The sequence below is a fragment of the Kitasatospora putterlickiae genome, assembly GCF_039527695.1.
Lineage (GTDB): Bacteria > Actinomycetota > Actinomycetes > Streptomycetales > Streptomycetaceae > Kitasatospora > Kitasatospora putterlickiae.
The window spans coordinates 9,222-19,121 of record NZ_BAAAKJ010000063.1 but is presented as its reverse complement, the minus strand read 5'-3'; the positions used below and the strand labels follow the sequence as shown (position 1 = coordinate 19,121).

The window sequence follows — 9,900 nt, the reverse complement described above, 5'->3', positions numbered from 1 at the left end:
TGGCCGGCCGTCGATCCCGCCCTCGATCCGGCCCTCGGTCCGGCCGTCGATCCGGCCCTCGGCTGAGCGCGGCTCAGCGGGCGGCGACGCCCGGGAGGTGGCCGGTGGCGCACTCCGCGAAGCGGTGGACGGGCTCGCCCCGCCAGCCGCCGCGCCCGTCCTCGACTCCCTCGACTCCCTCGACTCCCTCGACGCCCTCACGTTCACCCGCGAAGCCGTGGTGGATCACCTGGCCGCCGCGCCCGTCCGTCCAGCGGGCGCGCGTCAGGTGGACCACGAGGGTGGCCGGATGGTGCGGCTGGGGGCGCTCCAGGACGAGTTCGCGCACGCGCTCCCCCGGCGGGAAGGCGACCACGGCCTCGCTGGTCCGCAGCCGCGCCCGGGTCGGCTCCCACTCCACCGCCCAGTACGCGGCCACCGTGACCTCCAGCCGCCCGTCGAGGCCGCCCTCGTCCGGCTGGACGTACTCCTCGTCGGGGACCCAGCGCGCGTGGTCGCGGATGTCGTCCGGGCCGAACCACTCGGCCCAGGTGACCCAGTAGCCCGCGACGTGCTTGATCGTCATGGCCTCGCGGACGATCCGGACCGGGATGCGGGTCAGGCTGGCGGGCTCGCTCAGCAGCAGGACGCGGCCGTCCCTGTCGACCCGGAGGTCGCCCTGCGGCTCGAAGGAGAGAACGGTGACCTGCTCGAAGGTCACCTCGCCGTCGTCCTTGCGCCGACTCTTCTGCCTCATAGGTGAACCACCTTGCGGGAAAACGGAGTTGAACGGCTCGCGACCGCCCCGGGGGCGGGCCGCCACGCCTCGCGCAGCATATGGCGCACGGCCGGCCGCGAGGCGCGATTCCGGCGAATCCCCCCGGAGTGGACGGCGCGCGGCTATTCTGCGCCTGCACACGACGCCACGCGCGCCCCCTGGCACCCGCACGCGCCGGAGACGCGCCGGGGACGCACCGCACGGAAGGAGCCCGCGCCGATGGGCGACGAACGCTGGCGGGAGCTCCGCCGGGAGCCGATCCACAGCGCGTACGGACGCGGCGCCGACCGGGTGACCTTCGAGATGCCCGACGGGCGGGAGGAGGTCTACCACCTCGCCAACGAGTACGCGGCCGCGGCCGTGGTCGCCCTGACGCCGGACCGCCGCATCCTGCTGACCCGGCAGTTCCGGCCCGGCCCGCAGGCCGTCCTGTACGAACTGCCGGGCGGCGTGGTCGACGCGGGCGAGTCCCCCGAGCACGCCGCCGCCCGCGAACTCGCCGAGGAGACCGGCTACCGGGGCGACGTCCGGCTGGTCACCGCCACCTGGCACGACGCCTACTCCAACGGCGTGCGCTACGCCTGCGTCGCCACCGACTGCACCCCCACCGCCCGACTCGCACACGACCGCAACGAGTTCATCGAGGTGGTGCTGATGGACCTCGCGGAGTTCCGGTCCACCGTGCTGCGACGCGGCCTGCTCTCCGACGTGGGCCCGGCCTACCTGGGCCTCGACCACCTCGGCCTGCTGTAGCGGCGGGGCGGGCCACCACCCGCCTCGCGCCGGAGCACGGCGCCCGGAGGGTGCTCCTCGAAACCGGCGTCGCGGCGGAGTTCCTCGCCTTCGCCGGACGGCTCCGGGGTGCCCAGGACGGTGCGGCCGGACCGGCTCCGCGCCCGGCCGCCCGAGCCGTCCTCGTGCCGGGTCGGCCTGTTCGTGCCGTGCCGGGCCGCACCTTGCCCGACGCCTGAGCGCACCCGGAGCCTGAGCGCCCGGCTCAGGGGGCGGTGGGGAGGCGGTCCAGGGTGATGCCGAAGTGGGTGCGGTAGGCGGCGAGGGCGGCGTCCGGGGCGAGCAGGTCCTCGGTGCGGGTGCCGTCCGGGGCGGTGCGCAGGAGGCGGGTGCCGCCGGTCGCGCGGGTGCTGTCGAGGGTGGTCCGGCCGCCGTCCGGGGTGGGACGGGAGCAGGTGGTCCCGCGGGTGAAGAGCGAGCCGGGGGAGGTGGTCTGCCACCAGCAGGTCGGCACGAAGTCGGCCAGCGTGTGCGGGCGCGGCTCCAGCCGGTACTGCGGCTCGCCGTCGAGGCGGACGTCGAGGTCGCCGGCCCCGCCATCCGTCCCGCTCGGGAGAATGGTGAACACGCCCGCCGGGTCGTGCTGTTCGCCGCGCTCGTCGAGCCGCAGCGGACGGCGGGCGAACCGCCCGAAGCCCACGTCGACCAGCCACGCGGCGCCGTCCGCCACCACCCGCAGCGCGAGGTGGTCGAACGGCGGCCCCGGCTTCGCGCCGTTGAAGACCCGGGCCGCGAGCAGGTCCACCCGGTAGCCGAGCGCGCGCAGCAACGCGGCGAAGGCTCCGTTGAGTTCGTAGCAGAAACCGCCGCGCCGCCGGTCGACGATCTTCTCCAGCAGCGCGGCGGGCTCCAGCACCACGGGCTCGCCGAGGTGAATGCTCAGGTTCTCGAACGGCACCGCGCCCTGGTGCGCCTCCTGCAACCGCGCCAACTCGGCGGCACCCGCCCGATCGGGCCGCCCGGCGCCGATCCGGTCGAGGTACGCCGCCACCTGGCCGGCGGTGAGGCCTTCGGGGTTCTTCGGAAGCTCGTCCTTCGAGGGTTCGTCCACGCCTCCATCCAAGCGGACGCAGCCCCTCCGGCCATCGGTCCTCGGACCTAGGCCTAGGCCGCCGGGTGGACCTCGCAGGCGAGGGTCAGGACGAAGCACAGGGCGGCGAGGTAGCGGCGCCGGCGGTGCGGGCCGGGGGCCAGCCGCCGGGAGAGTTCCGCCCGCCAGTGCGGCAGCAGGCGCAGCCGGGCGGAGGCGGTCAGCCGCGGGCCGACGAGCACGGCCAGCAGGAGGTCCGGGAGGCGCAGCAGGGCGTTGCGGCACACGGCGGTGGCGACTTCGAGGGCGACGGCGGCCAGCAGTGCCGCGAGCAGCGCGGTGCGCCAGCCCGCGACGTCCTCGCCGAGGAGGATGAGGTGGGTGGGCGACGCGGCCGGGTGAACCATGGAGTGCTTCATGCCTCCTCGACGAGAAAGGGCCGCTCACGCTTGCACCACCGCCCGTGCAAGAAAAGGGGGTTACGTGTCGTCAGAGACGTGAGGGATGGCGACGGACCACCCCCGCGAAGTCCAACGGAAGGACGCCCATGGCGAAGTCGGAAGGGGCGGGCGCCCATGGCCCGTCCCCGTCGGCGCCGATGAGCGAGGCGCATCTTGAGGAGCTCGTCCGCGACCTCCTGCCGCGCCTGGTGACCAGTCTCCGCGAGATGACCCACGACGAGCAGACGGCCGAGAACATCGCGGCCAAGGCCTGCATGGTCGTGATCAACGAGGTCCGCAAGGGGACGGTGTTCCACCGGCCGGTGATCGCCTACGCCACCACCGTGGCGCGTCGGATGGCCATCGACCACTGGAGGTCGGCCCCCGTCCGCCGGGAGGAGCCGGTGGCGGAGATCCCCGAGGGGAGCCGGCCCGCGACGACCGGGGATCCCGGCAACAGCCACCCGGGCGCCCGGCTGGAGTTCGAGGAGCTGCTGCGGATCGTCCACAAGGCGATCGGCGACCAGCGGCAGGCGCGGATCTGGGAGCTCCACCACATCTGGCTCTGGAAGGGGGCGGAGATCGCCGAGACCCTCGGGATCTCCGCGTCCACCGTCTCCCGCGAGTTGAGGCGGGCGGACGAGCGGGCGCGGGCGGCGCCGATCCCGCTGCCGCGCCGGGAGGCCGACTGACTGGGTCCGCGTCTAGGGTTCGCGGGCCGGCCGTCCGGTCGGCCCGCGGGTCCGGGTCGGGGCGCCAGAGAGGAGCCTCGGGGCTGGTGGTGGCACGACAGGCCACCGGCCCTGTCACGGAAAGGGAAACGTATGCATGAGTTCGAGCGGCCGAAGACGGGGGCGCGGCCGCAGAACCAGCAGGGGGGGACCGACGTGTTCGAGAGCTGGGACGCGCTGTACGCCGAGCTGTCCGCGGGGGCCGACGCCCTCGGCGAGGCCGTCGGAGCGCAGGCGGGGGACCTCGCGATGTGGGACGTTCCGTGGTCCGCCACGGAGACGGGGGGAACGCTGTGACGTGCGTACGCGTACCGGCCGGGCGGCGGGGTTCCGCGAACCAACCGGCGGCTCCGGCTCCGCTGCGGCTGTAGCCGGGGTGCCGCCGAGCAGGCCTGCCGCCGCGGAGGGGGCGGCGGGCCTGCCGGTTTCAGGCGCGGGAAGCGGCCGCGAACTCGCGGAGGTAGGCGCCCGCGTAGGCCGCCGCCTCCTCGCGGCTGGTGCACGGGACGGCGTCGGGCGCGGGGGTGCCGCGCGAGCCGTCGGCGGCCTGGGCGGTCCAGGTCCAGTGGCCGGTGACCGGGTCCTGGCTCAGCTCCGCCTCGCCGTCGAAAAGTTCGAGGATGACCGGGCGCGGGGCGGCGGCCGAGGGGCGCGGGACGGCGTCCGGCCACTTCTTGCGGGCGCCCTGGCGGGTGATGCCCCAGGCTGCGCCGAGCTGCTCGTAGCTCGCGCCGTACCCGCCGGCGGTGCCGGCCGCGATCTCGGTCAGCCGCTTGACCTCGGCGTCCACCACCTTCCAGGCGGCGAGCACGCCGAGCGCCACCTCGGCCGGGTCGGCGTCCCACATGCGGTGCTCGGGCTGCCCGGTCGCCCGGGCGCGGACCGCCGAGGCGAGCGGGTTCAGGGCGTCGAGGAGGGCTCGCGCCAGCTCGGCCTGCTCGTCGGACGTGATCTGAGGTTTCGTCATGACGACAACCATAGTTAACGATCGCGAATTTGGTAACCATAGTTGTCACATGGGCCGGCGCGAGAAGTCGGACGGGCCGACTTCCCGCGCCGGGCGGCCCCGCCGCGGGCGTCAGGGAACGTAGACGCTCCGGCTGGCGAGCGGCGCGTAGACCGTGCCGGGGCTGATGACCGCCTCGATCCGGCCCGTACAGTCCGACCCCGTCCAGAACTGGACCGCCGAGTCGGTCAGATTGGTCACCACCGGCTGGACGAAGTCGCCCAGCGGGAGGCAGCCGCTCGGCTCCGGGAACGCGGCACCGTCGATGATCAGCACGCCGTGGGCCGCGTACGCGGTGTTCGGAACCCCGACGGCCAGGGCGGCGGCCGCCAGCCAGGCCCCGAGAACGGTGGCAGTGCGTCGCTTCATGCGTCTACTCCCTCTCAGCCGGAGCGGGACCGCCCCGTTGCGGCCCCACCGGTGCGGCTCAAGGTAGTGAGGCGATGGCGCGGAGCGACGGAACGGCGGGCGCGGCGGGCGCTGTGCGGAGTAGGAAGTCGGACGGGCCGACTTTCTGCGCGGCCCACTGTCACACGGGGCACCCGGGATCCGTCAGGAAGGCAGTGGACGACACCGCCGAGGAAAGGGCGACACCGTGCTCACCAGGGTCATGTACGTCACCGTCTACGTCACCGACCAGGACCGCGCGCTGCGGTTCTACACGGAGCAACTGGGACTGGAGAAGCGCATCGACCACCCCGGCCCCGACGGCCGCTTCCTGACCGTCGGCGTCCCGGGCCACCCGTTCGAGATCATCCTCTGGCCGCACTCCGCGGCCGCCGGTCAGCCCGCCGAGCGCGAGAGCGTGGGCGCTCCCGGCCCGATCATCCTGGAATCGGACGACCTGAGAAAGGACTTCGCGATCTGGCGCGAGCGCGGCGTGGAGTTCGACGCGCCCGAGCCGGAGGAGTACACCTTCGGCATCCGCATCGAGGCCACCGACCCGGACGGCAACCGGGTCTCCCTGCGCCAACGGATGCCCGTGGGGGACACCAACGGCTGACGACCGGCAGCCGACGGAGGGCCCCGCATCCACGCGATGCGGAGCCCTCCGCTGCGGGGAGCCGGTGCTACGCGGCCAGCAGTGGGGCGAGTTCGGCGGCCCACTCCGGGTGGAGGGTCACCTTCTCGTCGTGCAGGGCGAGGATCTCCTCGGCCAGGGTGGGCGCCATGTCGTCGGAGAGGTCGGGGCCGATGGCGATCCTGGCGAGGTGGGGCATGATCTGCGGGTCGCCGGCCAGGTGGACCGGGTCGTGCATGTAGCGCCGGAGCGCCCGGAGGTCGGGGATGCCCACGCAGTAGGCGTGGGTGAAGCCGTCGGGGTCGCCGAGGTTCTGGCCGACCGTCGAGAAGGCGACGGACTCGACGGAGGCCGTGCGCCGCATCACCGCGAGCACGTGCTCGCGGTCCTCGGCGGTCGCGGTCTCCTTGAACGCGAAGCGCAGCATGTGAACGATCACGCTGGTCCCACCCCTCTGAATTGAACGTACTGGTTCAGAAATTTGGCCTGATTGGTTCAGCACCTAGACTGAACCCATGGGTTCAGAAGTGTCAACCGGCGCCGGGCGCAAGGCTCGTGGGCGTGACGAACGGCGACAGGCGATCCTGGACGGCGCGTTCGCGGTGTTCGCGCGACGCGGCTACGCGCAGACGTGCGTCCAGGAGGTCGCGCAGGAGGCGGGCGTCGCCAAGCCAACCGTCTACAACCACCTCGCCGACAAGGAGAGCCTGTACCGCGAGGCCGTCGAGGCGGCCGCCGACCGGGTCGGCGCGCGGAGCCTCGCCGTCGTGGAGGGACTGCGGGAGGTCGCACCGGACGCCGACCTGCGAGAGGGGCTGCGGGCCGCGGGGCGCGGCCTGTTGCAGGCGTGCCACGACGAGGAGGCGCGCGCCGTCCACCGGCTGGCGAGCGCCGAGGCGGCACGCTTCCCCGACCTGGAGACGAGTGCGCGGGAAAGGACGGCGCTGCGGATCCGGTCCGCCCTGGCTGACCGGCTGGCCCGCCTGGTGCTGGCCGGCCGGCTGCGCCCGTGCGAACCGGAGCTCGCCGCCGAGCACTTCCTCGCCCTGCTCACCGGCCCCCTGGTGTACCGGCCCGACGCCGAACCGGACGCCCTCGCGCGGGCCGCGGCGGAGGTGTTCCTCCGGGCGTACGGCCCCGGCTGAGCCGCCGGGGCGGGGCCATGCCCGTCAGGCTACTGGGCGGCGGCCGTCGGGCGGGCAGGAGGGGAGGTCCGAACGGAGCGACGGACTCGGACTGGCCGCCCTTCCAGGGGCGCGAGCACCTCTGCGATGCGGCCGACGTGGTCAGATGGCGTGGCCGGCGGTGTGGAGGCGGTGCCGGGTGAGGGCGGCCCGGGGTGGGGTGGTGGTGAAGAGGACGCGGAGGGTGGAGATGGCGGCGGCCGCGTCCAGGATGGCGAGGAGGAGGGCGAGTTGGTCCGGCGGCTCGTCGGCGAGGAGGGCGTCGGCGGAGGCGACGAGGATGAGGAGGCGGGTGGCCGTCTCGGCGCCGGGTGGGTGGAGGGCGTCGTTGAGGCACTCCTCGAAGGCGTCCCAGTTGTGGCCGAAGTAGCCCGGGAAGGCCAGGGATTCGGCCCACTCGGTGAAGAGGTCGGCCCTGGTGCGGCAGCGGTCGCCGTGGACGAGGCGGAGCCGGTGGGCGCCGGCGGCGAACCCGGCCCAGGGACGGCCCGGCAGGAGGTCCCACCGGGCCGGGCCGAGGGGCTCGTCGGGCACTTCAGCAACCCTCGGAGATCTCGCGGAAGTTGTCGTAGTGGTCGGCGGTGTACCAGGTGCGGTCGGTGGCCTCGTCGCGGACCAGGCGCTCGGCGTCACGGCGGGTGGTGGGCGTCGGGCGGGGATTGACGTCGTACTCGCGGTAGGCGCCGCCGGAGGGGAGGTCGCCGCTGCGGTTGCCGTACGGGTTGCCGCCGCGGATGAACTCCGGACCGGGGAGCCGGAAGTCGACCGGGCGGGGGTTGGTGGGCCAGCCGAGGTCGAGCCAGATGTGGCAGGCGCGGTCGACCTGGGGAGGGAAGTCATCGACGGGGAGCGGGGGTTGGATGATCGCCCGGGTCACCGGGGCCACCGGGGCGGACCAGGCCGGGGCCGTGGGGAGGACAGGGCAGGCGAGCGCGAGGACCAGGGCGGCCTGCGCCAGACGGCGGAGGGTCATGGGTACCCGTTTCGGTGCGGGGGTGCGTGCATCGAAGGGGTACCGCAGGGGGGTTGGGCGCGTGGGCAGGGCGCGCCGGGAGTGGCGTCACGCCCACCCGCCCGGGTGACGCGTCAGCCTCAGTCGAGGCAGAACTCGTTGCCCTCGATGTCCTGCATCACGATGCACGACTCGTACTCGCCGTCGGCTTCCATGACGCGCACGCACACCGCGCCGAGCGCCACCAGCCGGTCGCGCTCGGCCTTCAGCGTGGCCAGGCGCTCCTCACCCACGAGCCCGGTTCCGGCCCGAACGCAGAGGTGAAGCCGGTTCTTGACGACCTTGCCCTCGGGGACGAGCTGGAAGAGGAGTCGCGAGCCCTCACCCGTGGGGTCGGTGCAGGCGAAGTACTGGGGCTCCTTGCCGGGCGCGTCCGAACGGTCGAAGTCGTCCCACGCGGCGAACCCGTTCGGCGGCGAGGCGGTGTAGCCGAGCACCTCGCACCAGAAGCGGGCGAGGCGCGTGGGCTCCGCGCAGTCGAAGGTGACCTGGAACTTCTTGACCGATGACATTCAGGCAATGTAGCAAGCCGACGGCGGGTGTTCGATCGGGTTTTCGGGGGTCAGTCGGGCTGGTCGTCGCCGGTGTGGTGGTGGACCTTGAGGGCGGTGATGACGCCCGTGATGACGGTGGCGAGGGCGAGGGCCAGGAGGGCGGCGAAGGCGGCGCCGATGAGGAGGTTCACCGGTCCTTGGTTCCTTCGCGGAGGAGGGTGAGGAGGTTGAGGAGGGTGGCGAGGGAGGTGTCGCCGAAGGAGATGAGGAGGCGGCCGTCGATGGTGGCGCCGTTGACGTGGGCGGAGCCCCACTGGATGCCGAAGCGCTTGCCGCGCTCGTGGAGTTCGCGGAGGAGGGCGGTGACCTCGGGCTCCGTGTAGGTGCGGAGGTACGTGTCGTGAGGGGTGAAGGGGTCGGCGTTCACGCGGCGGCGTCCAGCTCGAACCAGGTGATCTTGCCGGTCTTGGTCGGGTCCGCGCCGAAGCGGTGGGTGAGGGCCTGGACGAGGTGGAGGCCCCGGCCCGAGACCGCGTAGGGGTCGGCGCTCACCTGGGGTTCGGGGATGGTGGGGCTGTCGTCGCAGACGACGACGCGGAGCGTGCGGGGGCGGAGGATGAGGATGACGCGGGGCGCCTGGGAGCCGGCGTGCTTCCAGGCGTTGATGTACAGCTCGTGGAGGGCGAGTTCGGCGTCGGCGATGATGTCCGGCTGCCAGTGGGAGGCGAGGAGGGCGGCCCGGAGTTCGTTGCGGGCGTCGGAGCAGTCGGGCGGGGTGAAGGCACGCATGGTGAACCTCCGCTGGGGTGGTGGTGAGGGTTGGGGATGCCGGCGGGAACGTCGCCGTGAGCCAGGCCAGGGCGGGAGTGGAGGTCACGCGTGGTTGCTCTTCGGTGCCCGGGCAGCAGGTACCTACTGCCCATGAAGCATGGCGTTGCTGACGAACCGTCTGGTGTCGACGGTCACGACCGTACATCTAAAGTTCCTCATGGGATACCAAATCGGCCAGGGTTCACCCGTAGGTGCGCTCTGCGAGCTGCCGGTGGACCAAAGCCGCGCCTGCGCTGCACACTTGGGCTACTTCACGTAAGGACAGAACCATGCCGCCACGCCGCCACCCGACCTTCAGGCAGCGCCGGCTCGGGGCCGAACTGCGCCGGATTCGCGAGGCGGCATCACTCAGCGGCCCGCAGTTGGCCAGGATTCTCGACATCGATGTCAGCCAGATCAGCCAGATGGAGACCGGGCGGATCGGCGTCAGCCGTCAACGGATCCGCGCGATAGCCGATGCCTGCAGATGCCTCAACGACCCACTCATCCATGCGTTGGGCGACATGACCCAGGATCGATCGAAGGGGTGGTGGGACGACTACCGAGGTTCGCTGCCCGCCGCCTTCTTCGAGTCTGCGGAGCATGAGGAGTTCGCCGCAGGC

Annotated in this window: 18 protein-coding genes; 6 read left to right on the top strand and 12 right to left on the bottom strand. The window is 72.9% G+C overall.

What is annotated here, in order from left to right; translation table 11 throughout:
- Window positions 1-73 precede the first annotated feature (73 nt).
- Window positions 74-736, bottom strand: coding sequence for a hypothetical protein (locus tag ABD308_RS07330; RefSeq protein ID WP_344329515.1), 663 nt, complete (start codon window positions 734-736; stop codon window positions 74-76).
- 240 nt (window positions 737-976) lie between these two features.
- Here ABD308_RS07330 and ABD308_RS07325 point away from each other — a divergent pair, with 240 nt between their 5' ends.
- Window positions 977-1,510, top strand: coding sequence for an NUDIX hydrolase (locus tag ABD308_RS07325; RefSeq protein ID WP_344329513.1), 534 nt, complete (start codon window positions 977-979; stop codon window positions 1,508-1,510).
- Between the two features lie 244 nt (window positions 1,511-1,754).
- Here the strand turns inward: ABD308_RS07325 and ABD308_RS07320 are convergent, their stop codons facing one another.
- Together ABD308_RS07320 and ABD308_RS07315 are read right to left on the bottom strand one after the other, a co-directional pair.
- A complete protein-coding gene (locus ABD308_RS07320; protein ID WP_344329511.1) occupies window positions 1,755-2,600 on the bottom strand; it encodes an arylamine N-acetyltransferase family protein in 846 nt (281 codons plus the stop codon).
- A gap of 53 nt (window positions 2,601-2,653) precedes the next feature.
- A complete protein-coding gene (locus tag ABD308_RS07315) occupies window positions 2,654-2,998 on the bottom strand; it encodes a hypothetical protein (protein ID WP_344329508.1) in 345 nt (114 codons plus the stop codon).
- A 128-nt stretch (window positions 2,999-3,126) separates the two neighbouring features.
- On the opposite strand from ABD308_RS07315, the gene ABD308_RS07310 reads away from it, so the two are divergent.
- Both ABD308_RS07310 and ABD308_RS07305 read left to right on the top strand, forming a co-directional pair.
- Window positions 3,127-3,711: an RNA polymerase sigma factor gene (locus ABD308_RS07310; RefSeq protein WP_344329506.1), complete on the top strand. Its 585-nt coding sequence runs from the start codon at window positions 3,127-3,129 to the stop codon at window positions 3,709-3,711.
- A 132-nt stretch (window positions 3,712-3,843) separates the two neighbouring features.
- Window positions 3,844-4,047 (top strand): hypothetical protein, encoded by a 204-nt coding sequence (locus tag ABD308_RS07305; protein WP_344329503.1) that lies wholly within the window; start codon window positions 3,844-3,846, stop codon window positions 4,045-4,047.
- A 130-nt stretch (window positions 4,048-4,177) separates the two neighbouring features.
- Here the strand turns inward: ABD308_RS07305 and ABD308_RS07300 are convergent, their stop codons facing one another.
- On the bottom strand, window positions 4,178-4,717 hold the full coding sequence (locus tag ABD308_RS07300) for a hypothetical protein (protein WP_344329500.1): 540 nt from the start codon (window positions 4,715-4,717) through the stop codon (window positions 4,178-4,180).
- Between the two features lie 111 nt (window positions 4,718-4,828).
- Window positions 4,829-5,125 (bottom strand): hypothetical protein, encoded by a 297-nt coding sequence (locus ABD308_RS07295; RefSeq protein WP_344329498.1) that lies wholly within the window; start codon window positions 5,123-5,125, stop codon window positions 4,829-4,831.
- A 226-nt stretch (window positions 5,126-5,351) separates the two neighbouring features.
- Here ABD308_RS07295 and ABD308_RS07290 point away from each other — a divergent pair, with 226 nt between their 5' ends.
- On the top strand, window positions 5,352-5,759 hold the full coding sequence (locus tag ABD308_RS07290) for a VOC family protein (protein ID WP_344329495.1): 408 nt from the start codon (window positions 5,352-5,354) through the stop codon (window positions 5,757-5,759).
- Between the two features lie 67 nt (window positions 5,760-5,826).
- On the opposite strand, the gene ABD308_RS07285 is transcribed toward ABD308_RS07290, so the two are convergent.
- Window positions 5,827-6,216 carry a Dabb family protein gene (locus ABD308_RS07285; protein ID WP_344329493.1) on the bottom strand — a complete coding sequence of 130 codons (390 nt, stop codon included), beginning with the start codon at window positions 6,214-6,216 and terminating at the stop codon, window positions 5,827-5,829.
- Between the two features lie 76 nt (window positions 6,217-6,292).
- Between ABD308_RS07285 and ABD308_RS07280 the strand changes: the two genes are divergently transcribed.
- Window positions 6,293-6,922 (top strand): TetR/AcrR family transcriptional regulator, encoded by a 630-nt coding sequence (locus ABD308_RS07280; RefSeq protein ID WP_344329491.1) that lies wholly within the window; start codon window positions 6,293-6,295, stop codon window positions 6,920-6,922.
- A gap of 141 nt (window positions 6,923-7,063) precedes the next feature.
- Here the strand turns inward: ABD308_RS07280 and ABD308_RS07275 are convergent, their stop codons facing one another.
- The 6 genes from ABD308_RS07275 to ABD308_RS07250 form a co-directional block, all read right to left on the bottom strand.
- Window positions 7,064-7,495, bottom strand: coding sequence for a barstar family protein (locus ABD308_RS07275; protein WP_344329490.1), 432 nt, complete (start codon window positions 7,493-7,495; stop codon window positions 7,064-7,066).
- 1 nt (window position 7,496) lies between these two features.
- Window positions 7,497-7,934 carry a ribonuclease domain-containing protein gene (locus tag ABD308_RS07270; protein WP_344329489.1) on the bottom strand — a complete coding sequence of 146 codons (438 nt, stop codon included), beginning with the start codon at window positions 7,932-7,934 and terminating at the stop codon, window positions 7,497-7,499.
- Window positions 7,935-8,053: 119 nt separating this feature from the next.
- Window positions 8,054-8,485: a VOC family protein gene (locus tag ABD308_RS07265; protein WP_344329488.1), complete on the bottom strand. Its 432-nt coding sequence runs from the start codon at window positions 8,483-8,485 to the stop codon at window positions 8,054-8,056.
- Between the two features lie 50 nt (window positions 8,486-8,535).
- A complete protein-coding gene (locus ABD308_RS07260) occupies window positions 8,536-8,658 on the bottom strand; it encodes a hypothetical protein (RefSeq protein ID WP_344329487.1) in 123 nt (40 codons plus the stop codon).
- Window positions 8,655-8,894 (bottom strand): hypothetical protein, encoded by a 240-nt coding sequence (locus ABD308_RS07255; RefSeq protein WP_344329484.1) that lies wholly within the window; start codon window positions 8,892-8,894, stop codon window positions 8,655-8,657. Before ABD308_RS07255 ends, ABD308_RS07260 begins: the two co-directional genes overlap by 4 nt.
- Complete coding sequence (locus ABD308_RS07250) at window positions 8,891-9,256, bottom strand: ATP-binding protein (RefSeq protein WP_344329481.1); 366 nt, start codon at window positions 9,254-9,256, stop codon at window positions 8,891-8,893. The genes ABD308_RS07255 and ABD308_RS07250 overlap by 4 nt, the downstream gene beginning before the upstream one ends.
- 311 nt (window positions 9,257-9,567) lie before the next feature.
- Between ABD308_RS07250 and ABD308_RS07245 the strand changes: the two genes are divergently transcribed.
- Window positions 9,568-9,900: helix-turn-helix domain-containing protein (locus tag ABD308_RS07245; protein WP_344329479.1), on the top strand; the 333-nt coding region annotated here is incomplete at its 3' end.